Source organism: Achromobacter marplatensis (genome assembly GCF_002209535.1).
GTDB lineage: Bacteria > Pseudomonadota > Gammaproteobacteria > Burkholderiales > Burkholderiaceae_B > Achromobacter > Achromobacter marplatensis.
Genome location: NZ_NJIG01000011.1, coordinates 143,219 through 165,910, shown reverse-complemented (window position 1 = coordinate 165,910; position 22,692 = coordinate 143,219). Strand labels below are relative to the sequence as shown.

The 22,692-nt window shown below is 67.6% G+C and carries 20 protein-coding genes and 1 pseudogene; 8 read left to right on the top strand and 13 right to left on the bottom strand.

The annotated features are described in order from the left end of the window. Positions 1-636 precede the first annotated feature (636 nt). Positions 637-1,173 carry a DNA-deoxyinosine glycosylase gene (locus CEY09_RS23555; protein ID WP_088590470.1) on the bottom strand — a complete coding sequence of 179 codons (537 nt, stop codon included), beginning with the start codon at positions 1,171-1,173 and terminating at the stop codon, positions 637-639. Positions 1,174-1,340: 167 nt separating this feature from the next. Here CEY09_RS23555 and CEY09_RS23550 point away from each other — a divergent pair, with 167 nt between their 5' ends. Further along, complete coding sequence (locus CEY09_RS23550) at positions 1,341-2,204, top strand: pirin family protein (protein ID WP_088590469.1); 864 nt, start codon at positions 1,341-1,343, stop codon at positions 2,202-2,204. 237 nt (positions 2,205-2,441) lie between these two features. After that, positions 2,442-3,470 carry an AraC family transcriptional regulator gene (locus CEY09_RS23545; protein ID WP_088590468.1) on the top strand — a complete coding sequence of 343 codons (1,029 nt, stop codon included), beginning with the start codon at positions 2,442-2,444 and terminating at the stop codon, positions 3,468-3,470. A gap of 79 nt (positions 3,471-3,549) precedes the next feature. Here CEY09_RS23545 and CEY09_RS23540 read toward each other — a convergent pair whose 3' ends face one another. From CEY09_RS23540 to CEY09_RS23500, 9 genes and pseudogenes are all read right to left on the bottom strand, one after another. Then, entirely contained in the window at positions 3,550-4,446 is an 897-nt protein-coding gene (locus CEY09_RS23540) for a SphA family protein (RefSeq protein ID WP_088590467.1), read from the bottom strand. Beyond that, positions 4,443-6,065 (bottom strand): phytoene desaturase family protein, encoded by a 1,623-nt coding sequence (locus CEY09_RS23535; protein WP_088590466.1) that lies wholly within the window; start codon positions 6,063-6,065, stop codon positions 4,443-4,445. Before CEY09_RS23535 ends, CEY09_RS23540 begins: the two co-directional genes overlap by 4 nt. A gap of 24 nt (positions 6,066-6,089) precedes the next feature. Further along, positions 6,090-6,599 (bottom strand): flavin reductase family protein, encoded by a 510-nt coding sequence (locus tag CEY09_RS23530; RefSeq protein ID WP_088590465.1) that lies wholly within the window; start codon positions 6,597-6,599, stop codon positions 6,090-6,092. Continuing rightward, positions 6,596-7,837, bottom strand: a complete 1,242-nt coding sequence (locus CEY09_RS23525; protein WP_088590479.1) for a styrene monooxygenase/indole monooxygenase family protein — start codon at positions 7,835-7,837, stop codon at positions 6,596-6,598. The genes CEY09_RS23530 and CEY09_RS23525 overlap by 4 nt, the downstream gene beginning before the upstream one ends. Positions 7,838-7,897: 60 nt before the next feature. Further along, complete coding sequence (locus CEY09_RS23520; protein ID WP_088590464.1) at positions 7,898-8,686, bottom strand: SDR family oxidoreductase; 789 nt, start codon at positions 8,684-8,686, stop codon at positions 7,898-7,900. A gap of 209 nt (positions 8,687-8,895) precedes the next feature. Then, positions 8,896-9,525: a class I SAM-dependent DNA methyltransferase gene (locus tag CEY09_RS23515; protein WP_088590463.1), complete on the bottom strand. Its 630-nt coding sequence runs from the start codon at positions 9,523-9,525 to the stop codon at positions 8,896-8,898. Continuing rightward, a pseudogene (locus CEY09_RS23510) lies at positions 9,522-10,270 on the bottom strand (PDDEXK nuclease domain-containing protein). The gene CEY09_RS23515 and the pseudogene CEY09_RS23510 overlap by 4 nt, the downstream one beginning before the upstream one ends. Before the next feature lie 178 nt (positions 10,271-10,448). Further along, positions 10,449-12,305 carry a phosphoenolpyruvate carboxykinase (GTP) gene (locus CEY09_RS23505; RefSeq protein ID WP_088590462.1) on the bottom strand — a complete coding sequence of 619 codons (1,857 nt, stop codon included), beginning with the start codon at positions 12,303-12,305 and terminating at the stop codon, positions 10,449-10,451. Positions 12,306-12,446: 141 nt separating this feature from the next. Further along, on the bottom strand, positions 12,447-14,069 hold the full coding sequence (locus CEY09_RS23500; protein ID WP_088590461.1) for an acyl-CoA synthetase: 1,623 nt from the start codon (positions 14,067-14,069) through the stop codon (positions 12,447-12,449). A 101-nt stretch (positions 14,070-14,170) separates the two neighbouring features. Between CEY09_RS23500 and CEY09_RS23495 the strand changes: the two genes are divergently transcribed. Continuing rightward, entirely contained in the window at positions 14,171-14,914 is a 744-nt protein-coding gene (locus CEY09_RS23495) for a TetR/AcrR family transcriptional regulator (protein ID WP_088590460.1), read from the top strand. Here the strand turns inward: CEY09_RS23495 and CEY09_RS23490 are convergent. Then, on the bottom strand, positions 14,860-15,789 hold the full coding sequence (locus CEY09_RS23490; RefSeq protein ID WP_088590459.1) for an SDR family oxidoreductase: 930 nt from the start codon (positions 15,787-15,789) through the stop codon (positions 14,860-14,862). The genes CEY09_RS23495 and CEY09_RS23490 overlap by 55 nt on opposite strands. A 136-nt stretch (positions 15,790-15,925) precedes the next feature. Here CEY09_RS23490 and CEY09_RS23485 point away from each other — a divergent pair, with 136 nt between their 5' ends. From CEY09_RS23485 to CEY09_RS23470, 4 genes are all read left to right on the top strand, one after another. After that, positions 15,926-16,720, top strand: a complete 795-nt coding sequence (locus CEY09_RS23485; RefSeq protein WP_088590458.1) for an enoyl-CoA hydratase/isomerase family protein — start codon at positions 15,926-15,928, stop codon at positions 16,718-16,720. A 57-nt stretch (positions 16,721-16,777) separates the two neighbouring features. Continuing rightward, the gene (locus CEY09_RS23480) at positions 16,778-18,070 is read left to right on the top strand and encodes a Zn-dependent hydrolase (RefSeq protein ID WP_088590457.1); all 1,293 of its coding nucleotides are present in this window, start codon (positions 16,778-16,780) and stop codon (positions 18,068-18,070) included. A 115-nt stretch (positions 18,071-18,185) separates the two neighbouring features. Continuing rightward, positions 18,186-18,521 (top strand): thioredoxin family protein, encoded by a 336-nt coding sequence (locus CEY09_RS23475; protein ID WP_088590456.1) that lies wholly within the window; start codon positions 18,186-18,188, stop codon positions 18,519-18,521. 56 nt (positions 18,522-18,577) lie between these two features. Beyond that, complete coding sequence (locus CEY09_RS23470; protein ID WP_167390150.1) at positions 18,578-19,453, top strand: DMT family transporter; 876 nt, start codon at positions 18,578-18,580, stop codon at positions 19,451-19,453. A 10-nt stretch (positions 19,454-19,463) separates the two neighbouring features. On the opposite strand, the gene CEY09_RS23465 is transcribed toward CEY09_RS23470, so the two are convergent. Both CEY09_RS23465 and CEY09_RS23460 read right to left on the bottom strand, forming a co-directional pair. Further along, positions 19,464-20,348, bottom strand: a complete 885-nt coding sequence (locus CEY09_RS23465; RefSeq protein WP_006226865.1) for a DMT family transporter — start codon at positions 20,346-20,348, stop codon at positions 19,464-19,466. Further along, positions 20,339-21,067 (bottom strand): GNAT family N-acetyltransferase, encoded by a 729-nt coding sequence (locus CEY09_RS23460; protein ID WP_088590454.1) that lies wholly within the window; start codon positions 21,065-21,067, stop codon positions 20,339-20,341. The genes CEY09_RS23465 and CEY09_RS23460 overlap by 10 nt, the downstream gene beginning before the upstream one ends. Positions 21,068-21,189: 122 nt before the next feature. Between CEY09_RS23460 and pdxR the strand changes: the two genes are divergently transcribed. Continuing rightward, positions 21,190-22,680, top strand: a complete 1,491-nt coding sequence (gene pdxR, locus CEY09_RS23455; RefSeq protein ID WP_088590453.1) for a MocR-like pyridoxine biosynthesis transcription factor PdxR — start codon at positions 21,190-21,192, stop codon at positions 22,678-22,680. The last annotated feature ends 12 nt before the right edge of the window (positions 22,681-22,692 follow it).

Genomic DNA, 22,692 nt, shown 5'->3' with positions numbered 1-22,692 from the left:
ATGGTGGCGGCGGCGCTCAGGCCGAGGAGTCCTTTCAGGAAGCCGCGTTTACTGGGTAGGGGGGGTTCTGGTGAGGGGGGCATTGCTTGGGGCTCCGGGGCGGTTACTTTTTGTTGTTATTAACTTATCACTGGGAGTTATATAGGGGGTTGATTTGAATCAATTGGGGGACGGATACGGGGTCGGGGCTCGGCAGGTTGCCTTTGCTGGGTGCTGGTTGCAGGCTGCTGGGTTCTTGGGGCGCCGGTTGTCGCGCGGGCGGGGGTGGCGCGGCCAACGATGACGGTCCGGCCCGCGGGGGCCGGACTTCCCCGTCCTCATCCTCGTCCGCCTACGGCTCCCTTCGGATTCCGTCGGGCGTCACCGAACGGCCGCCCCACCCCCGCCCGCGCGACAACCAGCTCCAGCAGCGTCATGCCAAGGCCGCTGGGGGGAGCGGCGTGCTTGGCGTTTTGGTGGGGGTGAGAATGCCGCGGAAGGGGGTGGCATGCCCGCCCGAGAAGGCCGCCCTGCGCGGCCTTTTCGGGCATACGTGGTGGGGGTTGCGGGGGGATGTTGCCGGGGCGTGTTGCGGGGCGTTGTGCCGGGGGGCAGTGGGAGCTGCGGGGTGTTGCGGGGGTGTTGCCGCCTTCGTGTTTAGGCGGTGAGTGCTTGTCGCCAGGCGGCGAGCTTTGTCTCGAAGGAGGCGGCGGCGTGGGCGGGGCTGGTGGAGGGGAGATCCACGTATTCCAGGTTTGTTTGGGGTAGCCTGGGCAGGACGTGGCGGCGGTAGAGGGTGGCGGCCTTGCCGCCGTTGAAGCAGACGCGGGTGATGGCCGGGTGGGCCGTCAGGAAGGCGGCGAAATCGTTGGGGATGAGCGTGTCGTGGCGGATGTTGGCGTCCAGGCTGCCGGGGCGTTCGCAGGCTTGCAGGACGTCCCACAGGGCGATGCCGGCGGCTTGCAGGGCTTGCAGGCGGTGGGGGTAGTCCAGGGTGGGATCGAAGCCCAGGACCTGCGCGGCGATGGGCCAGAATGCGTTGCGGGGGTGGGCGTAGTAGCGAACCTGTGCAAGCGACGCCACGCCGGGCATGGAGCCCAGGACCAGCACCCGTGAATGGGGGGTTGCGACAGGGGCAAAGCCCCAGACGTGATTGTTGCGCCCTTCCTGGGCAGTGTCCGCGCGTAGTTCCATCGGGCAAGGATACGACAGACGGCAGCGGGCGGAATGGGATGGGGGCATCGTCCGATCCATGGAACAGTGCTTATCAATAGGGGGGACTACCGAAACCAGCGTTCCGCCCTTATCTTTAACCCTATGACGAACGACCCCGCAGGGGTCGCGCAATAGGAATAGACGCCATGAAGAAGATCCTCGGTTTGCACGCTGCTCCCCGCCCCCACTGGGTGGGTGACGGCTTCCCGGTGCGCTCGATGTTCTCCTACAACGACAAAGGCAAGAACGTCAGCCCCTTCCTGCTGCTGGATTACGCCGGCCCGGCCAAGTTCGAGCCGGCCGACCATCCGCGCGGCGTGGGCCAGCACCCCCATCGCGGCTTTGAAACCGTGACCATCGTCTACAGCGGCGAGGTCGAGCACCGCGACTCCACCGGCAACGGTGGCGTCATCGGTCCTGGCGATGTGCAATGGATGACGGCGGCCTCGGGCATCCTGCATGAGGAATTCCATTCCCCCGCGTTCACCCGGTCGGGTGGCGAGCTGGAAATGGTGCAGTTGTGGGTCAACCTGCCTGCCCGCGACAAGACCGCGCCGGCGGGTTACCAGGGCATCCTCAATGCGGACATCCCCGTGGTGGCGCTGCCGGACGATGCGGGTTCGCTGCGGGTGATCGCGGGCAACTTTGCGGGCCAGGCCGGCCCGGCGCGCACCTTCACGCCCATGGACGTGTGGGACGTGCGGCTGAATGCGGGCAAGACCGCGACGTTTCCCGTCGCCGCGGGCCGCAACAGCATGCTGGTGGTGCTGCGCGGCACGGTGCTGGTCAACGGCGAGTCCGTCGCCCGCGACGCGCATCTGGCGCTGTTCTCGCAGGACGGGGAAGACATCACGGTCGAAGCCAACAACGACGCCGTGTTCCTGGTCCTGAGCGGCGAGCCGATCGATGAGCCGGTGGTGGGATACGGTCCGTTCGTGATGAACTCGCAAGCGGAAATCGTCGAAGCCATCCAGGACTTCAACGCCGGCCGCTACGGGAAGATGCACTGACGCCACGAGGCGGGCGCTGTCTGCCCGCCCCAGGCCTTAACTCCTTCATTTGACGGCGATTAAGCCGTGCGCGAAAAACCGTGGCCCTGGCCGCGGTTTTTTGCATTCTGCGGCTAGGCAGTGCAGGAAACGGCCAGGCTCCCCCGGCGCGGGACGGGTTTTCCACCAGTCCCCCCCGCCCTGCGCAGCTTTACTATCGAATCCTTCCAGGCTCCCACGCGGGAGGAAACCCCTGCCATGATCAACCCGACGCCGTCCGCCACCAGCACTACCTGGCCGCCCGCCGCGCCGCGCATCGAATCCGTCCTGGGGCTGCCGGCGCAGCAGCTGTTCGCCTCCGGCGATCTGGATGAAGCCCGCTCCATGGTCGGCCGGGTCATGCGGCCGCATCAGTTGGGCGTGGTGGGCGCGATGCAGCGCCTGGATGCCCGCATGCATCACCAGCCGCTGGGCGATGTCTCGTTGAACCGGTTGCGCTACGGCGCCCATGTCGAGATCCGACCCGGCCCGCTCGAGGACTTCTTCCTGGTGCAGATGCCGCTGGCGGGATCGGCCCGCATCAGCAGCGGCCCGCAGCAAGTGGACTCCACGCCGGATGTCGCGTCCGTAGTCAGCCCGGACGACGACCTGGCGATGCGCTGGAGCGGCGACAGCGATCAGTTCATGCTTCGCGTGGGCCGTTCCCTGCTCGAGCGCACGTTGATGGGTCAACTGGGCTGTACGCTGGATCGGCCGCTGCGCTTCCAGCTGGGATTCCGCTGGCGCGATTGCCCGGCCTGGCGCTGCCTCATGACGTATCTGCTGGACTGTTCGTCGCAGCACGCGGACCTGGCCACGCACAAGTTGATCGTGCACCAGATGGAACAACTGGTCGCGGCCACCCTGCTGTCGGCCCATCCTCACAACTACACCTGCGTGCCGCCCGGCCGCCGCGCCGCGGTGCTGCCGCGCCACGTGCGCAGCGTGCAGGACTATCTGCAGGCCCACGCGCACGAACCCGTCAGCGCCGAACAACTGGCCCGCATTGCCGGCGTCAGCGTGCGCAGCCTGTATGCGGGGTTCAAGGAATTCCTGGACGTGAGCCCCATGCACTACCTGCGCGACCTGCGCATGGAGCGCGCCCGCGCCGAACTGCTGTCGGGCGAAAGCCACAACATCGCCGCCGTGGCCCTGCGCTGGGGCTTCGCGCACATGGGCCGCTTCAGCGCCGGGTACAAGGCGCGGTACGGCGAAAGCCCAAGCCAGAGCTTGCGCCGTTGCGGGTGAGAACACGCCTAAGAGAAAAAGGTTCAGCACGACGGGGCCGCGCTGGACTGGGGTCGTGCCGGGGCGCCCCCCTCCTGCTTTAGAACGGAATCGCCAGCTTCACATACAGCTGCGAGCCTTCTGGCCGGTTCTTCACCTTGAATTCCTGCTGCCATTTGGCGGTGAACAGCCAGCCCTTGTCGTTCAGGTAGCGCACCGACGGGCCGACCCCGAACGCGCGCGCCCGACCTGCGGCGCTGTTGGGTCCGCTGTCGTCCGTCACTTGCTGGAAGGCGTGGCCGCCTACCCCCAGCACCCAGCCCTTACCCACGCCCCAGCCCAAGGCGTAGTCGGCATGGATCGCCTGCCCGGAACGGGTGTCCGTGGCGGAGTTGCGGAAGTTGAAGTCGTACATCAGCTTCAGGTCGGCGTTGAATCCGTCCGGGCTGATGCGGCTAAGCGCGAACACGGGTTGCGCGGTCCAGTAGTTCTTGCCCAGGCTGGACGGGTCCTTGCGGTCGTACTCGCCGGTGGGCGCATACATGTCCAGTCCGACCACGTAATGCAGCGTCGGCGACACGTGATAGCCCAGCGCCACGCCCAGCGTCATGTCGCCCAGGCCGGTGCTGCGGTAACGTTCGCCGGCCGCCTTGAACGTGACGTCCAGGAGCGGCGCGATCGCGTGGAAGGCCAGTTGCCCGCCCATCACCTGCTGCTCGGTCACCCAGATCAGGCGCGGCGCCAGCACGTTGACGTCGACCTTGAAGCCCGGCACCGGCACCCGCTCGCCATCGTCGCCACGCAAGGTGTCGTAGCGCGCCCCGCCGCCGTAGACCAGCATGTGCACGCCGGGCGGCGGCAACGCGCCCGACATGAAGTTCTCGAGGCCGTCGGGGTAGATGCCCAGCCCGCCGCCTTCGGTGGCCTGGGCCGCCGTGCCTGCCAGCGCCAAAGCCACGGCACAGGCCAGCCGCCGGCGTTCAAGGTGTCTGCTCATGTTCCGCTCCTGCCCCCACGGGGCGCCAGATGTTGCGCGACGAGATAGCCGGAGCCGCCGCCCAGGCCGGGGCCTGGATGGGTGGCGGCGCCGATGTGGAAAAGGTTGGAAAGCGGCGTCCGATGCGCGCGCGCGCCCTGGCTGCCGGCAAAGGGCCGCAGCCAGAAGAATTGGTCGGGCGAGCACACGCCCGAATAGGGATCACCGCCCACCAGGTTGCAGTTCAGGGCTTCAAGGTCTGCCGGGCAATAGCTGCGGCGGCCGACGATGCGCTGCGCCAGCCCCGGCATGACCGGCTCCAGCCGCGCCTGCACGCGGTCGGCCACTGCCTCGCGCAGCGCGGCGTTCCAGCGCCCGTCTTCGGGTGCCGCGATCTCGCCCGCCGCGTCGCCTTTGACGCGCACCGGCAGTTCCTGCATCTGCACCCACAGGATCCAGCCGCCTGCCGGGGCGCGTGACGGGTCCACCGCAACGGGCTGGCCGATGGCCAGCGTGGGGCGCGCCGGCAACAGGCCGTTGTTGGCATCGGTCACCGATGCGCACACCTGCTCCATGCTCTCGGTCAGATGCACCAGCGGCACATGACGCAGTTCGGGGGTCAGCCAGTCCGGCGGCGCGTTCAGCGCGAAATGGATCTGCATGCCGCCGCGGCCGTAGCGGTAGCCGGCTGCGCGCTGGCGCAAGGGTTCGGGCGCGTCGGGCAGTAGCTGGCCGTACAGTTGCCCGGGCGTCACGTTGCAGACCACCGCCTCGGCCGCGCGGTATTCGCGGCCACCTGCCATCACGCCGACCGCGCGGCGCCGACGGCCGCCTCCTCGGGTCAGCACGCGTTCGACCGCGGTGCCGGTCAGCAATCGGCCGCCGCGCTGCTCGATCACTTTCGCCAACGCCTCCACCAAACCGCTGCCCCCGCCCTTGACCACCGGCATGCCGCCGGCCACGACGGCCGCGAAAGTCAGCTTGCCGATCAAGGCAGAGCACGCGTCGTCGGGGCCCAGCCCCGTATGCAGCACCCAGGGTGCGATCAGGGCGCGCGCCGCGTCCGACCGCAGTTCGCGTTCGGCCCATCGGCGAAACGGTTCCAGGGACGCCGCGGCAAAGGCGGCCAGGCCGTCCATGCCGCGCTTGCGCCATTCCTTGAACAGCAGCTTGAGCATGCCCGCGCCGTACGGGTTCTGCCCCAGCATCCCGAACGTCAGCGCGGCGTCCTCGCCGAAAAGCCGTTGCGCCATGGCGGCAAATGCCGCGCCATCGCCCGGCGCCCAGGCGTCCAGCCGCCGCGCGCTGTCCTGGATGTCCTGCTTGAATGCCAGCCCCGAACCGTCGGGCCGCACCAGCCCGGTCGTGTACTCGCCTTGCAGGAATTCCAGGCCGGCTTCGCCCAGCGCGGGCTTTAGCGCCGCGTAGGCCGGGCTGCCCACAAACAGCGGATACCAGCACGACAGCACGTCGTGGTGGTAGCCGGGGAACAGTTCTTCGGTGCGGATGCATCCGCCCAACCGGTCGTTGCGCTCCAGTACCAGCACCGACTTGCCGCGCTGCGCCAAAAGCGCGGCGCACACCAGCGAATTCATCCCGCTGCCTACGATGACGACCTGCGCATCTGACTCTGTGGCCATGAATCACTCCAACGGGTAGGGCCGCTACGCGGCGGTCAGCGCCGTGAAGCGCCCGGCATGGAACACCAGCGGCGTCGCCGCCACGCTGGCCACGCGCAGCACGCGCCCGAACAGCAGCAGGTGGTCGCCCGCGGCGCTCTGCTGGTCGTTCGCGCACACCAGCGTGGCGACGGCGCCGGCGATCGCAGGCACGCCCTCCGGCACTTCATGCAGCGGCGTGCCGTCGAACTTGTCGGCCACCGCCGAACTGGCGAATCGCATCGCCAGCGCTTCCTGGCCGCAGGCCAGCACGCTGATGGTGAAGTGGCTGCAATCGCGGAACGCCGCCAGATTGGGCGAATGGTTCACCAGGCTCCACAGCACCAGCGGCGGATCCAGCGACAGCGAGGCGAACGAATTGATGGTCAGGCCGACCTTGCGGCCGTCCGGGCAGCGCGTGGCCACGATGGCCACGCCGGTCGGGTAGCTGCCCAGCACGCCGCGCAGGACCTTGGGGTGCAGGTCGGTGCTGCCCCAGTCCAGCGGCGCCGTCATGCCGCCGCCCGCGCCGCCTTCGAGGCGATGAACGCTTCGCAGGCGAGTTCGTCGCGCCACCACGGGAAGAACGACGGGGGATGGTTGAACCCATTGGCGACGGCGCTGGCCAGCGCCGGCGAATCCTCGGCCGCCTTCAACAACTTGAGCAGATGCGGCGCGGGCGGCATCAGCATCGAATTCGTCCATTCCACCACCGCGCCGCCGTAGTCCCAGAAGCGTTCGAAGGTCTGCTGCATCCATTCGGCCGTAAAGGCGGCGTCGCCATGCGCCAGGATCGCCTCCAGATACACGGCGCAAGCCTTGGTCGCGTTGTTGGAGCCTTGTCCGGTGATGGGATCGTTGGTCACCACGGCGTCGCCCAGGCCGAACACCAGACGGCCCGACGGCAAGGTCATCACCGGCTTGCGCACCGTGGGCGCGAAACTGCCGGCCAGGATGCCGTTGGCGTCCGTCAGCTCTACTGCCTTGCAGCGGTCGGCCTCCCAGGGCAGGTAGGTGCGCAAGATATCCAGGCTCTGCGCCAGGTGTGCCTGCGGCGACTTGATGTCGCGCCAGCAATCCATCGGGCCGCCGGGGATCCCTTCGAACACCATGATTTCGCAGGGGCCGCCCGTCGTCAGCGCCGGGAACACGAAGTATTCGCCTACGCCGGGAATCAGGTTGAATGCGACCCGCGAGTAGTCGGGTGCGGGGCGCATGCCGGCGACGTAAGTCAGCGCCAGCGCGCGCTGCGGCCGATCGAATTGCGACCGGTGCGCGTCGCGCTCGAACAGCTTGACGACATCGCCCTTGCCGGCGGCCAGCAGCACCAGGTCATGCGATGCGGCCAGCAGTTCCAGCTCGCCCACGCCGCCGTCCTGGATCAGCAGCCTGCCGCCGCGGGCCTCGAACCGTTCCATCCAGGCCGGCATCTTGATGCGCTGGTCCACCGCCTGCGCGGAGTGGTCCAGGCGCGCGGCCCAGTCGATCAGTTTGTGGCCCGGCTGCTCGGGATGCGGCACCGCCAGCCCGATGCCGTCGACGGTCGGACAGTCGGCCTCCCATTGGTTCAGGCCCAGGTCGCGTTCGATCTGCAACGACGCATCGAACATGCATTGGCTGGACATCACTTTGCCGTTGCGGATGTTGTCCGGGTCGCGATTCGTGACCACGGTGACCTCGTACCCTTTGTCCAACAGCCCCAACGCCAGGGGCAGTCCGGCCTGGCCGCCGCCCACGATCGCGATTCGACGCATCATCCCTCTCCTTTCGTTTGCATTGCCCGCCGCCATTGCCGCGGGCCTGTTCATGGCTCGTTACTGCGCCAGACGGGGAATCGCCGGCCGCGCCTGCTCCGGCCCCATGGCGGAGTAGCCGCCATCCACCGCGTAATCGGCGCCGGTGACAAAACTGGCGTGGTCCGACAGCAGAAACGCGACCACCTCGGCCACTTCGGCCGGATCGCCGGCGCGCCCCAGCAAGTGGTAATCAGCGGCCACGCGATCGGTCTTGGCGCGGTCGCCTTGCGTCAGTTCGTCCATCACGCGCGACCACGTCCAGCCCGGCGATACGGAATTAACGCGGATGCGGTCAGCCGCGTAGTCCATGGCCAGGCTGCGCGTGACCTGCAGCAGCGCCGCCTTGGACACCGGATACAGCCAGCGGCCGGTCTGCGCGACGCGCGACGAGATGCTGGTGAAGTTGACGATGGCGCCGCCGCCGGCGGCCAGCAGATGGGGATGGACGGCGCGGGCGGCCATCACGGCGCTCACGACATTGATGTCCAGCGCCCGCAACCAATCGGCGCGGCCGGAAGCGGCGCCGTCGTCCAGGTAGGTCGCGGCCAGGTTGACCAGATAATCGATGCGGCCAAAGTGGGACGCGGCCTCGGCCACGCCCCGCGCCAACTGCGTGTCGTCCGAGATGTCCACTTGCCAGAACCGCGTGGCGGCCTGGTCCGCCCCGGCCACGCGTTCGCCATTGGCGGCGTCGATGTCGAATAGCGCCACGCGCACGCCCTTGTCGCGCAGCGCCTGGAGCACGCCCGCGCCGATCAGCGTGGCGCCGCCGGTCACGATGGCAACCTTGTTTTGCAGACCCTTCATCGCATCACCTCCGCATTGCTGACTGAGTGAGGCGAATACTGATGCCGCGCCGCGTGGCGGGCGTAGCCGGATCCGGCAGCCGCTATCCGCGGACTGCGCTTATTCGAGGAAATGGGGATGCAGGCTGGACACGATGGCCGGAATTCGCAGCCGCTGTCCGTTTTCTGCCAAGGCGCCGCCCGTGGCGGCAGCGCCCGATGCGCACCGCGCTAGCCTATACGCCGCCAGACGCTGGCCAGCCAGGGCTGCTGGTCGCGCGGCAATCCTTCCGGGCGATAGTAGTGTTCCAGCGCGTCGAAGCCGGCGTCCGCCAGCAGGCTGCGCCAGCCGTCCAGGTCGTGGTAGACGCCATAGCGTCCACGGTTCCATCCTTCCTGATTGCCGCCGCGCGGGTTCGAGCTGAACAGCACGCCGCCCGGTTTCAGCGCCGCGCGTAGCGCGCGCAACACCTGGGGCAATTCCTGGCCAGGCACATGAAACAGCACGGCATTGGCGAAGATGCCGTCAAAGCGTTCGGCGGGCAACGCCAGTTTCAGGAAATCCTGATGCCAGACTTCGCAACCACTGGCCGCACGCGCCATGGCGACAAAGCTGGGCGTGCCGTCCAGCCCCACCGGCCGATGGCCCAGCGCGACGAAGGTCTTCAAGTCGCGGCCGGGTCCGCATCCCAGATCCAGAATGTCGTAGGGCGGCTCGCCCTGGATATGCCGCAGCAACGCGGCGATGTTCTGGCTGACATCGTGGTCGCGCGTGCCGGCCTCGAACGATTCCGCGTTCTCTTCATAGTGCGCGAGCGTCAGCGCGCTGATCTTCGCAAGGTCTTCCGGGTCCAGTTTCATGAAGCCATTGTGCCTCGTTCCGCCATGCCCCGCAGTTCGATCTGCGCACGCGCCCGGCAAGCGGCCTGCTGCAACCGTTCCACCAGCACCGCCCGCGGCGGCAAGGCGGTCAGATACTCCGCCACGTGTATGCCTGACTTGTCCAGTTCCAAGAGCTCGATTTGTTCGGACTTCTTGCCCGCGCAAAGGATGATTCCGAGCGGCGCGGCTTCCTCGGGCTCGCGCTCGAATTTATCCAGCCACCGCAGGTAAAGCTCCATCTGGCCTTTGTAGGCCGCTTTGAACTCATCCACCTTCAACTCCACCGCCACCAGCGCTCGCGCAGCGTTCTGACGCTCCAGCGGTCGGCGCTGGCAATCTGCGCGTAAAAGTCTCGCTGAAGGGGATCTTTTAAAGGGATCAGCGCGATAAAGTGCGTCCAGCTCAATTGTCGTATCAGTGATACGACAATCTTTTCATCTGGGAAAGCGACCGCAAACTGCACCATGCGGCGCAGGTTTTTCACGGCGAAGCCGACTCCGTAGCCCTTGACCAATTGCGCCGCCAGCGCCGCGAGCAGTCCCACCCCATAGTCAGCCCGCCGCCCCGCCAGAACTTGCGTATGAATGCGATGGCCGATGCGCCAGTGGAGCATTGTCAGTTCACTGTTGACCGCAGACGCCGCGCGCTGGCGAGCCGCTTCGATCATCGCCTTGATATCGCCAAGCAACGCTGCGGATTCCGCAAGCGGTGAGCCCGCTGCCATTTCCACGGTCTGCGTCGACGCTTGTGCCGCATCGCCCACGACTCGTTCCCGCTTCGGTTTCGCCACAATGACTCCTCAAATACCCCGCTGGCTCGCAATGCCCCGGGGAAAAGTCATCATGAAATAGAAAAGCCCGCGTGCCTATGCAGCACGCGGGCTTTTCAGACGCAGTCAGCGATCAGGCTGCCAGGCGCCCTTCGATCTTGGCCTTGGTGGCCGGCAGGTCTTCAGGCAGGCCCTGGGCCAGTTGGCCGAAGAGCTCGTGGTGCAGCGCCAGTTCCTCGCGCCAGGCGGCAGCGTCCACCGACATGACCTGGTCGAACTTGTCCGGCGTGAATTCCAGACCCGTCCAATCGATGTCCTGATAGCTGGGCGATACGCCAAACACCTGGTCCACGCCCTTGGACTGGCCGTCGATGCGGCCCAGCATCCAGCGCAGCACGCGCATGTTCTCGCCGAAACCCGGCCAGACGAACTTGCCGTCCGGGCCCTTGCGGAACCAGTTGACGCAATAGATGCGCGGCAACGTGGCGCCGGTGGCTTCCAGTTGCTTGCCCAGCTTCAGCCAGTGGTTGAAGTAGTCGCTCATGTTGTAGCCGCAGAACGGCAGCATGGCGAACGGGTCGCGGCGCACCACGCCCTGCTGCCCGACGGCGGCGGCGGTGGTCTCCGAACCCATGGTCGCGGCCATGTAGACGCCTTCGACCCAGTTGCGCGCCTCGGTCACCAGCGGCACCGTGGTGGAGCGGCGGCCGCCGAAGATGAAGGCGTCGATGACCACGCCTTCGGGGTTTTCCCATTCCGGATCGATGGACGGGCACTGCGCGGCCGGCGCGGTGAAGCGCGCGTTCGGGTGCGCGGCCTTGCGGCCGGTTTCGCGCGCGATGGCGGGCGTCCAGTCCTGGCCTTGCCAGTCGATCAGGTGCGCGGGCGGCGTGTCGGTCATGCCTTCCCACCAGACGTCGCCGTCATCGGTCAGCGCCACGTTGGTGAAGATGACATTGGCCTTCAGGGTGGCCATGGCGTTGAAGTTGGTCTGCTCGCTGGTGCCCGGAGCCACGCCGAAATAGCCGGCTTCCGGGTTGATGGCGTGCAGGCGGCCGTCGGCGCCCGGCTTGATCCAGGCGATGTCGTCGCCAATCGTGGTGACCTTCCAGCCGTCCATGCCTTGCGGCGGGATCAGCATGGCGAAGTTGGTCTTGCCGCAAGCGGAAGGGAACGCGGCGGCCACGTGGTATTTGCGGCCCTTGGGCGAGGTCACGCCCAGGATCAGCATGTGTTCGGCCAGCCAGCCCTGATCGCGCCCCATGGTGGAGGCGATGCGCAGCGCAAAGCACTTCTTGCCCAGCAGCGCATTGCCGCCATAGCCCGAGCCGTAGCTCCAGATCTCGCGGCTCTTGGGGAAATGCACGATGTACTTGGTGGGGTTGCACGGCCAGGCCACGTCGGCTTCGCCGGCGGCCAGGGGCTTGCCCACGGAATGCACGCAAGGCACGAAGTCGCCGTCGGTGCCCAGCACGTCATAGACCTGCTTGCCCATGCGCGTCATGATGCGCATGTTCACGGCCACGTAGGGGCTGTCGGAGAGTTCCACGCCGATGTGGGCGATGTCCGAACCCAGGGGGCCCATCGAGAACGGCACGACGTACAGCGTGCGGCCGCGCATGGCGCCGTCGAACAGGCCGTTGAGCGTGTCGCGCATCTGGGCCGGGTCGGCCCAGTTGTTGGTCGGGCCGGCGTCTTCGGGCCGGTCCGAACAGATGAAGGTGCGGTCTTCCACACGCGCGACGTCGGACGGATCCGAGCACGCCAGGAAGGAATTGGGCCGCTTGGCGGGATTCAGCCTGCGCATCGTGCCGGCCTGGACCATCTGCTCGCACAGGCGGTCATATTCCTCTTGCGAGCCGTCGCACCAGACGACGCGATCGGGTTTGGCCAACGCGACAAAACTGGCCACCCAGTCAATCAGGCCGCGATGCTTGACGTAGGCCGGCACGTTCAACGCCGCAAGGCCCCCATCCAATGGCTTATTCATTGGGGCTATCTCCATACTTAGACAAATGGTGATACGGCCCCAATTGCGTGGGGCCGTATGTAATTTGCGCCATCATACTTGCAGCGCGGGGCAACCCGTCAACCCATCCTCATGGACGAGTTTGTCACGGGTTGAGACGGCTCAGGAATAGCGGCCGTCACGCAACTCCCTGCGAATGATCTTGCCGGTGGCGGTGGTCGGCAAACTGGTTACAAAGCGGATCGCGCGCGGGTATTCATGCGCGGCCAAGCGGGTGCGGACATGCGCCTGCAGGGCCTTGACCAGCGCCTCGTCGCCGTCGAAGCCGTCGTTCAGCACCACATAGGCCATCACGATTTCCGTGCGCTGCTCGTCCGGCACGCCCACCACCGCCGCCATCCGCACGGCCGGATGGCCGATCAGGCAGTCCTCGATGGGTGCCGGGCCGATGCGGTAGCCGGCGCTGGTGATGACGTCGTCATTACGCCCCACGAAGCGGATGAAGCCTTGCTCGTCGCGCACGCCCAGGTCGCCCGTCAGCAGGTAGTCACCCACGAATTTCTCGGCGGTGGCCTCGGGGTTGTTCCAGTAGCCCAGGAACATGACCGGGTCCGGCCGCGATACGCCGATGTTGCCCTCTTGTCCATCGGCCACTTCCACGCCCTGGTCATCCACAATAGCCACCCGGTGCCCGGGCGCCGCACGGCCGATCGAGCCGATTTGCGGGTCGAACAGCGACGAGCACGACGACACCAGCATGTTGCATTCGGTCTGGCCATAGAACTCGTTGATGGTGACGCCCAGCACGCGGCGGCCCCAGTCGATGAGCTCGGCCCCCAGCGATTCGCCGCCGCTGGCCACCGAGCGCAGGGCCAACGGGCCGGCCGCTTCGGGATAGGCTGCGCCGCGCATCATTTTCAGCGCGGTAGGCGGCAGGAAGGTGTGCGTGACGCCGTGGCGCGCCATCAGTTCCAGGGCGGAGGTGCCGTCGAACTTCTCGAAACGACGCGCCAGCACGGGCACGCCGTGGTGCCAAGACGGCAGCAGCACATCCAGCAGGCCGCCGATCCAGGCCCAGTCGGCCGGCGTCCACATCAGCTTGGCGTTTTCGGGGAAGAACTCGTGCGACATCTCCACGCCGGGCAGATGCCCCAGCAGGACGCGATGCGCATGCAGCGCGCCCTTGGGCTTGCCCGTGGTGCCCGACGTATAGATGATGACGGCGGGGTCGTCCGCCGCGGTGCGCACCGGCGTGTAGTCGTCGGACTCGGCGGCCAGCGCCGGATGGAACGGCACCGCGCCGCCCTCGCCTTCGCCATCAATGCAATAGATGACCTTCAGGTCCGGCAAGCTGGCGCGGATTTCGAGCAGCTTGCGGCAGCCCTCGGCGTCGGTCACCAGCGCCGCCGCGCCGCTGTTGGCCAGCCGGTACTGGATGGCGTCCACGCCGAACAGCGTGAACAGCGGCACCGCCACCGCGCCCATCTTGTAGACGGCGATGTGCGTCACCGCGGTCTCGGGCGCCTGCGGCAAATACACCGCCACGCGGTCGCCGCGCCGCACCCCATGGCGCTCCAGGCTGTGCGCGAGGCGATTGGACTGCGCCTTGATGTCGTCGAAGGTATAGCGCGTTTGCGCGCCGTCGCTCTTTTCGTAGATCAGCGCCACGCGTCCGCTGCCGTCGGCCCATTTGTCGCAGGCGTCGACGCCGATGTTGAAGTCCGCCGGCACCTGCCATTGGAATTGGGACACAAGCTGCTTGTAGGATTCGGCTCGGGACAGCATGGTTTAGTCTCTGATGTTGTTATGGATCATCCAGGGCTTGCTCAACTTGCTTGACCCTGGCTCAATAATAAGCCCCGCCTACCCGCCCTTTTGCCGTCCGCATGGAAAAAACCCCTGTCGTCCCGACCCGCCGCCCGGCGGCCAGCGCCAAGTCGGAACAGCGCATCCGCGACATCCTGAACATGGCCCGGCAGGTCTTCTCCGAGGCCGGCTTCCAGGCGGCCACGACGACCGAGATCGCCCAGCGGCTGGGCGTATCCGAAGCCACGATCTTCACCTACTTCGGCGGCAAGCGGGAATTGTGCGTGCGGGTGATCAGCGACTGGTACGACGAGATCATCGGCAAGGTCGAAGACAGCTTGCCCCACGTGCAGGGCGCGCGCGCGCAGCTGCACTATCTGGTGCATACGCACCTGCGGCACCTGCTGGCCGAAGGGCCGGGGCTGTGCGCCTTCATCCTGTCCGAAGGGCGCGCCCGCAACGACGATTTCGGCGAGGTCTACGCCGGCCTGCAGCGCCGCTACACCGCGCCGCTGATGCGCATCCTGGCCCAAGGCCAGGCCGACGGCGACATCCGCCGGGACATGCCCTTGCGGCTGTTGCGGTCGGCGGTCTATGGCCCCATGGAGCACGTGCTGTGGGACGCCATCCTGCGCGGCGCGCGGGTAGATGTGTCCGCCACGGCCGACCAGCTGGTCGGCTTCCTGTGGCAGGCCTTGCAGCCGCCCCGCCAGGACGCGCTGGCATTGGCCCGGTTTCGCGGCGAAGTGCGCGACGCCCTGCATCGGCTTCAGGCTTCCGAATCGTCAGCAGAGTCCGAAAACAAGGACGGCGGCACGTACTGAGGAAAGCCGTTGTAGACCTCGCCGCGCTCGGCGGGCTGCAAGGACCAGGAGTGGCGTGCGTTCGGCACGCCGCCATCCACGCGGATGACGCTGCCATTGATGAAGGCGGCCGCCGGCGACAGCAGGAACACCACGGCCGCCGCCAGTTCCGCCTCGGTGCCGAAGCGTTGCAGCGGCACCTTGGTCTTCAGCTTGCGCAACACCGCGCGGTACTTGTCGTCGTAGCTGTCCATGCCGCTCGACGCGATCCAGCCTGGCGCCACCGCATTCACGCGAACCCCGGCGTGCGCCCATTCGCAAGCGGCGGTTTCGGTCAGGTTCCACACGCCGGCCCGCGCCGCGCCCGAATGGCCCATGCCCGGCATGCCGCCCCAGATGTCGGCCAGCATGTTGACGATGGCCCCGCCGTGCTGGCGCATGTGCTGCGTATAGACCTCGCGCGCCATCAGGAAGGTGCCGTGCAGGTTGTTCTGAACCACGGCGTTCCAGCCGTTGAAGCTGATGCGGTCCAACGGCGCCGGAAACTGCCCGCCCGCGCAATTGAACAGGCCATCGATGGCGCCATGCCGGGCCAGCACGTCCGTGACCACGCCGCGCACGCCGGCCTCGTCGCGGATATCGCACGCGTGCAGGCTGATGCGCCCGGCGGCTTCGGGGTAGATGCGGGCAATCTCTTCACCCGCCGCCTCAAGCTTGTCCAGCTTGCGACCGACCAGCGCCAGGCTCGCCCCCAGCGCCGCCAGTTCGTGCGCGGTGCAGCGCCCCAGGCCGCTGCCTCCGCCCGTCACCAGGATGGTCTTGCCGTCGTACAGTCCGGGCCGGAATACCGACGCATAACGCTGATCGGCGGCCTGGCCGCCTGATTGTGGATTCATGTCTCGCTCCGTTATTTTTTGAGGATAACTCAATACTTGACCGGAATTCATCGCGGACTACCCAAAATAGCCCTAGAATCATCGAGCAGTAGCATCTAGCTTATTGAGCCATATTCAATACAACGGGAGACCCGGCATGATTCTGCACGCCCCCCTGGACGTCGCCCACGACGGGGCCATCGTCCGCCTGACGCTGAACCGCCCCGACATGCGCAACGCTTTCGACGAGACCCTGATCGCCGCGCTGACCCGCGCCGTCAGGCAGGCGGCGCAGGATCCCCGTGTGCGCGTGCTGCTCTTGACCGGCGCCGGCAAGGCGTTCTGCGCGGGCGGCGACCTGAACTGGATGCGCAAGATGGCCACGCATACCGACGCCGACAATCGCGCCGACGCCACCCGGCTGGCCGATATGTTGCACACCATCTGGTCGTGCCCCAAACCCGTCGTTGCCTGCGTGAACGGCGATGCCTACGCGGGCGGCATGGGCCTGCTGTCGGCCTGCGACATCGCCATCGCCGCAGATTCCGCGCACTTCTGCCTGTCTGAAACCCGCCTGGGGCTGCTGCCCGCCACCATCAGCCCCTATGTGATCCGGGCCATGGGCGAACGGGCGGCCAACCGCTATTTCCTGACCGCCGAACGTTTTGACGCCGCCACCGCGCTGCGCCTGGGGCTGCTGCACGACGTGGTGCCGGCCGAGGCGCTGCATGACGCGGCCGACGCAATCTGCCGCACGCTGTGCGCCAACGGCCCCGATGCCGTCCAGGCCAGCAAGCGCCTGGTGCGGGACTTCGCGGGCCAGCCGATCGACACGGCGGTGATCGCCGACACCGTGGAACGGATCGCGGCCTGCCGCAGCACCGACGAAGCCCGCGAAGGCGTGGCCGCTTTCCTGGAGAAGCGCGAACCGTCGTGGCGGCTGGCACCCTGAAGGGGCGGCGGGCTAGATCGCCATGACATAATCTACGGCGCATCTTCAGGAATCTTCATGCCGCACGCAACACCCCCTGCATCGCCTTCCCCCCAATTCCCCCCGCTCAATGCCGACCGCCTGTGGTCGCGCATTGAAGCCTTGTCCCGCTTCACCCTGCCCGACGTCCCATGGACGCGCCGCGCCTTTTCGCCCTTGTTCGACGAGGCTCGCGCCTGGCTGCGCAGCGAGTTCGAAGCCGCCGGCCTGGCCACCCGCCTGGACGCGGGCGGCAACCTGATCGGCACCCGCGCCGGGCGCGACCCGGCCCGCAAGCCGATTGCCACCGGCTCGCATTGCGACACCGTCATGGCCGGCGGCCGTTTCGACGGCATCATCGGCGTCCTGGCCGGCATCGAAGTCGCGCACACGATGCAGGAACACGGCATCGAACTGGCGCATCCGTTCGAAGTCATCGACTTCCTGTCCGAAGAACCCAGCGACTACGGCATCTCGTGCGTGGGTAGCCGCGCGCTCTCTGGCCAACTGACGGCCGACATGCTGGCCGCCCGCAACCCCGACGGCGAGACGCTGGCCCAAGGCATCGCCCGCGTCGGCGGCGACCCGTCGGCGCTTCATGCCCCCTTACGCAACGCGGGTGACACCGCGGCGTTTGTCGAACTGCATATCGAACAGGGCCCCGTCCTGGAAAGCCGCAGCCTGCCGATCGGCGTGGTCACCAACATCGTGGGCATCCGCCGCGTGCTGATCGTGGTGGAAGGCCAGCCCGATCATGCTGGCACCACCCCCATGGACATCCGCCGCGACGCGCTTGTCGGCGCGGCCCGCATCATCGATGCCGCCAGCCGCCAGGCCAGCGCCGCCAGCGGCAATCCGCATTACGTGGTGGCCACGGTGGGCCGGTTGTCGATGACGCCGAACGCCGCCAACGCCGTGCCCGGCCGGGTGGAGCTGACGCTGGAAATGCGCAGCGACAGCAACGCCGTGCTGGACGCGTTCCCGGAAACGCTGATGGCGGGCGTGGCCGACGACCTGAAGGCGCTGCGCCTGACGGCAGGCTTCACGCAACTGAGCCGCGCGCAGCCCACGGACTGTTCGCCGCTGGTGATGGACGCGGTCAAGGCCGCGGCCGACCAGCTGGGCTACGCGTCGATGCGCCTGCCCAGCGGCGCGGGCCATGACGCCGTGTACATGGCGCCCACGGGCCCCATCGGCATGGTCTTCATCCCGTGCCTGAATGGCCGCAGCCACTGCCCGGAAGAATGGATCGAACCCGCGCAGTTGCTGGACGGCACCCGGGTCCTGTACCAGTCGGTGCTGGAGCTGGACCGGGTGCTGCGCGGCGCTTGAATCGGCACATCCATTCGGCGCCCGCGGGTATCCCTGGCCCGCGGGCGGCGCGCTGCCATAATGGACGCCTTGCGCCGGGTTCGTCTGGCGCCCACGACTCGTCCCCCCGCCGCCCATGGAACAGATAGAACTCAATGACAGCACCGCCGACCGCTTCCTGCTGGATGCGCCCGGCCTGACGCTGCTGGTCTTTCACAGCCGCACCTGCGGCACCTGCCGCATCGCGCGCGAACAGCTGCCGACCCTGGAATTGCCCGTGGAACGCGTGTGCTGGGTGGATGCGGGCGACAACCGCGGACTGGTCGAACGCTACGAGGTCTTTCATCTGCCCGCCATGTTCGTCACGCGCGACGGCGCCTTCTTCGGCCCGGTGCAATCGACCCTGGCCGAATGGGACTTGCGCCAACAGATCGGCCTGGCGCTGGACAGCTACCCCGCCGAACTGCCGTGAGCGCGCCCGCCGCCAAGCCCCAACGCTTGCCGCTGGACGCGCTGGCAACCAGCGGCATGCTGGCCCTGTGCGTGTGCTGGGGTTTCCAGCAGATCGCCATCAAGCTGGTGGCCGGCGATATCGCCCCGATCATGCAGATCGGCCTGCGCTCGACGTTCGCGGCGCTGGTGCTGGCGGTGGTGGTGTGGCGGGCCGAGGGCTTGCGCGCATTCCGCGACGGCACCGCCCTGCCCGGCCTGATCGTCGGCTTGCTGTTCGCGGGAGAATTCCTGTTCGTGGCGCAGGGCCTGCTCTACACCACGGCCTCGCACATGTCGGTGTTCCTGTACACCGCCCCCATCTTCGCCGCGCTGGGCCTGCATTGGCTGTTACCTGAAGAACGCATGCGCCCGCTCCAGTGGCTGGGCGTGGCGATCGCGTTCGGCGGCATCGGGGTGGCGTTTTTGGGCAAGCCAGCGCAGGCGGGATCCTCGAACATGCTGCTGGGCGATGCCATGGGCCTGGCCGCGGGCTTGCTCTGGGGCGCCACCACGGTCGCCATCCGCAAGACCTCGCTATCGGAAGCCGCGCCGTCCAAGACGCTGTTCTATCAGATGGCGGTGGCCGCCATCGGGCTGCTGGCCTATGCCGCCGCCACCGGTCAAGACACCATCCGCTACACGCAGGCCGCCGTGCTGAGCGTGGCCTTCCAGTCGGTGGTGGTGGCGCTGTCCAGCTACCTTGCCTGGTTCTGGCTGCTGCGCCGCTACCTGGCGTCGCGGCTGTCGATCCTGTCTTTCATGACACCGCTGTTCGGCGTGAGCTTCGGCGTGCTGATCCTGAACGAGCCGCTGGACGCCGGCTTTGTCATCGGCGCGGTGCTGGTGCTGTCGGGCATCACGCTGGTCAGCGGCGCGGAAGTGATCAGGAACCTGTTGCAGAAGCGGGTGTGAGCCGCCGGCGTCACCCCCGCGCCTTGCCCAAGTTCAGTACGATCAGCGCCGCCCCGGCCAGCACGAAGGCGAAGCCCAGCCAGTCTGCCGCGCCCGGCCGGTCGCCCACCAGCGCCATCGCGCCCAGCACCCCGACCACGGGCACCATCAGTGTCGTCAATGCCGCGACGGTGGCGCTGACCTTTTCGCTCAGCACGAACCACAGCCAATACGCCACCGCCGTGCCCAGGATGATGTGAAACGCCAGCGCGCCGGCCACCCGCGCATTCCAGCCCTGCGTGGGAAACGACTCGCCCGCGATCAGCATGCCCGTCAAGGCGCAAGCCGCGCCCACCACCAGTTGCCAGGCCGTCACCACGATGCGGTTGCCCGCCACGGGCCACCGCTTCAGATAGACCGTGCCGGCGGCCCAACCGAAAGCGGCGATCAGCGGAAAGGCCAGGCCTTTGGTCGCGGCGATGTCGTGGTCGACGAAGACGGCATGCAGCACCGGCCAGGCCAGGATGGCCACGCCCAGCGCGCCCAGCGCCAGCGCCACGGCCCGGCGTCGGTCGGGGCGTTCACCCAGCACGGCCCAGGCCAGCACGGCCGACATCATGGGCATGGTGAAGGTCAACACCGCAGCGCGCGAGGTGCTGGTGCTGAGCTGCGCCCACGCCACCGCCAGGTTGAACACCGCCACGGCCAACAGGCCGCCCACGATGATGCCGGGCCACGACGCACGCGGAGGCAACAGGGCCACGCGCTTGGCCAGCGCCAGCAGCAACAGCAGCACCGCACCGCTGCCCAGGCCCATGACACGCAGCGTGAACGGCGGGAAGATCGACAGAATGATCTTCACCGCCGGCCAGTTCAGCCCCCAGAACAGCGCAAGCGCTATCGGGATCAGGCGCACGCGGCCTTTTCCTGGGCGGTCAGTTCGGCCAGGCCCTTGCGCTGGTTGCCTTCGGCGTCGAAATTCTCGGGGTCCAGCCAGCGCTCGTAGGCAGCGCGCAGCGCCGGCCACTCGCTGTCGATGATCGAGAACCATGCCGTATCACGGCTGCGGCCCTTGTAGACCGTCGCCTGGCGGAAGATGCCCTCGAATTGGAATCCCAGCCGGGCGGCGGCCTTGCGCGACGGCGCGTTCAGGCTGTCGCACTTCCATTCATAGCGGCGATAACCCAGTTCGTCGAAAGCGCGGCGCATCAGCAGGAACTGCGCCTCGGTCGCGATGCGGGTGCGCTTGAGCTGGCGCGAGAACGACACGAAGCCCACTTCGATCACGCCGTTGGGCGGGTCGATCCGCATCAGCGCCAGCGTGCCGATGGCGCGGCCCGTTTCCAGATCGATGATGGCGTGGTGCAAAGGGTCGCTGCCTGCCTGCGCGGCCTCGGCGAACGTCCGGTAGGCGGCCTCGTCAGCAAAAGGGCCGACGCCCATGTAGGTCCAGTCGCTATCGTCCGGCGCCTGGCTGAAGGCCTGATACAAGTCCGCCGCGTGGCGCTCGGCGGACAGGGGTTCCAACCGGCAGTAACGGCCAATGGCCGGCGTCAGGGGCGGACGCGCGCGCGGGGTCCAGCCGGGAACATCAGGGCCAATGGGTTGTTGGAATGCGTTGACGCGGGGTTGCATGCTACGGGCCTCATCCTGGTTAGCGCGCGTCGCCGGCGGTGGCGGACGCAACACGCATGACCTCACGATATCGGAATCGTGGCATCATAAAAAGCACCACGATCCTTGAATTTAATAGGGCCATGACTCCCCTGCCATCCCTGGGCGACCCTGCGGACGCCGCCCTGCTGTCCAGCCCGCTGGCGCGCGGCCCCGGCGCGCTGCCTCGCCAGCGCCAGCTGATCCAGCGGCTCAAGCAGGCCATCCTGGCCGGCCAATTGCCCGCCGGCGGCAAACTGCCATCGTCGCGCGCGCTGTCCGAGGACCTGGATATTTCGCGCAACACGGTCCTGATCGCCTACGAGCAGCTTACTGCCGAAGGCTATGTCATCGCCGACCGGCAAGGCACGCGCGTGGCGGCGCTGTCGGCCGCCGCCAGCAACGCCGCCCGGCAGGCCGCGCCGCCGCCCGCCGAATCCTCCTTCACCGCCAAGCGCCTGTCGCGCATCGTATCCTCGCGCTACCTGCACGACGGTTCCCTGCCGATGACGCCCGGCACCCCTGCGTTGACGCAGTTCCCGGTCAATGCGTGGCGCCGCGCGCAGGACCGCGCGCTGCAGGCCGCCCCGGCCACCACGCTGGGGTATGGGCATCCGGTGGGCGAACCCGCGCTGCGCGAAGCCATCGCCCAGTACCTGCGCGTATCGCGCGGCGTGCGCTGCGAGACGTCGCGCATCGTCATCACCGAAGGCGCGCAGGGCGCGCTGGCGCTGTGCGTGCAACTGCTGACCAACCCCGGCGACACCGCATGGCTGGAAGACCCCGGCTACCGTGGCGCCAAGTCCGCCTTTCATGCGGGGGACCTGGACGTCGTGGCGATGCGCGTGGACGCCGACGGCATGGTGATTCCCGAAGACGCGTGGCAGACGCGCCCGCCGCGGCTGATCCAGACCACGCCGTCGCACCAGTACCCCACCGGCGCCGTGCTGTCGGTGGCGCGCCGGCTGGACCTGCTGGAACGTGCGCGCCGCGCGGGTGCGTGGATCATCGAAGACGACTACGACAGCGAATTCCGCCATCAGGGCGAGCCCATCGCGGCCATGCAGGGCCTGCTGCCCGACGCACCCGTGCTGTATGTGGGCACGTTCAGCAAGACCATGTTCCCTGCCCTGCGCCTGGGTTTCCTGGTGCTGCCCGAAACCATCGCCACGCAAGCCATGCCGTCCGTCATCGAAATGCTGCGCGGTGGCCACCGGCTGGAACAACTGACCATGGCGGCCTTCATCGACAACGGCCAGTTCTCGCGCCACCTGGGCCGCATGCGGCGGCTGTACCGCGAGCGCCAGGCGGCGCTGCGCGACGCGCTTGCCGCGCACCTGGAGATCGATCATGAAGTGCTGGGCGGCCACAGCGGCCTGCACCTGACCGTGCGGCTGCCGCCGGCGTTTTCCGATGTGGCGATCGTGGAGCAGGCGCGCAAGCTGGGGATGAACCCCGGCGCGCTGTCCTCATTCGCGATCACGCCCCGCCCGGAAGACAATGGGCTGGTGATCGGATATGGGAACACGGGGGCCGAGCGGTTCCCGGCGCTGGTCGGCCGGCTGCGGGATATCGCGTTGAAAGCCCGGCGCTGACGGCCAGGCCGC

Bases quoted from the DNA above. Each gene is read 5' to 3' on its own strand.
- CEY09_RS23555 (WP_088590470.1), bottom strand. From the start codon at position 1,173: ATGGAACTACGCGCGGACACTGCCCAGGAAGGGCGCAACAATCACGTC.
- CEY09_RS23550 (WP_088590469.1), top strand. From the start codon at position 1,341: ATGAAGAAGATCCTCGGTTTGCACGCTGCTCCCCGCCCCCACTGGGTG.
- CEY09_RS23545 (WP_088590468.1), top strand. From the start codon at position 2,442: ATGATCAACCCGACGCCGTCCGCCACCAGCACTACCTGGCCGCCCGCC.
- CEY09_RS23540 (WP_088590467.1), bottom strand. From the start codon at position 4,446: ATGAGCAGACACCTTGAACGCCGGCGGCTGGCCTGTGCCGTGGCTTTG.
- CEY09_RS23535 (WP_088590466.1), bottom strand. From the start codon at position 6,065: ATGGCCACAGAGTCAGATGCGCAGGTCGTCATCGTAGGCAGCGGGATG.
- CEY09_RS23530 (WP_088590465.1), bottom strand. From the start codon at position 6,599: ATGACGGCGCCGCTGGACTGGGGCAGCACCGACCTGCACCCCAAGGTC.
- CEY09_RS23525 (WP_088590479.1), bottom strand. From the start codon at position 7,837: ATGCGTCGAATCGCGATCGTGGGCGGCGGCCAGGCCGGACTGCCCCTG.
- CEY09_RS23520 (WP_088590464.1), bottom strand. From the start codon at position 8,686: ATGAAGGGTCTGCAAAACAAGGTTGCCATCGTGACCGGCGGCGCCACG.
- CEY09_RS23515 (WP_088590463.1), bottom strand. From the start codon at position 9,525: ATGAAACTGGACCCGGAAGACCTTGCGAAGATCAGCGCGCTGACGCTC.
- CEY09_RS23505 (WP_088590462.1), bottom strand. From the start codon at position 12,305: ATGAATAAGCCATTGGATGGGGGCCTTGCGGCGTTGAACGTGCCGGCC.
- CEY09_RS23500 (WP_088590461.1), bottom strand. From the start codon at position 14,069: ATGCTGTCCCGAGCCGAATCCTACAAGCAGCTTGTGTCCCAATTCCAA.
- CEY09_RS23495 (WP_088590460.1), top strand. From the start codon at position 14,171: ATGGAAAAAACCCCTGTCGTCCCGACCCGCCGCCCGGCGGCCAGCGCC.
- CEY09_RS23490 (WP_088590459.1), bottom strand. From the start codon at position 15,789: ATGAATCCACAATCAGGCGGCCAGGCCGCCGATCAGCGTTATGCGTCG.
- CEY09_RS23485 (WP_088590458.1), top strand. From the start codon at position 15,926: ATGATTCTGCACGCCCCCCTGGACGTCGCCCACGACGGGGCCATCGTC.
- CEY09_RS23480 (WP_088590457.1), top strand. From the start codon at position 16,778: ATGCCGCACGCAACACCCCCTGCATCGCCTTCCCCCCAATTCCCCCCG.
- CEY09_RS23475 (WP_088590456.1), top strand. From the start codon at position 18,186: ATGGAACAGATAGAACTCAATGACAGCACCGCCGACCGCTTCCTGCTG.
- CEY09_RS23470 (WP_167390150.1), top strand. From the start codon at position 18,578: ATGCTGGCCCTGTGCGTGTGCTGGGGTTTCCAGCAGATCGCCATCAAG.
- CEY09_RS23460 (WP_088590454.1), bottom strand. From the start codon at position 21,067: ATGCAACCCCGCGTCAACGCATTCCAACAACCCATTGGCCCTGATGTT.
- pdxR (WP_088590453.1), top strand. From the start codon at position 21,190: ATGACTCCCCTGCCATCCCTGGGCGACCCTGCGGACGCCGCCCTGCTG.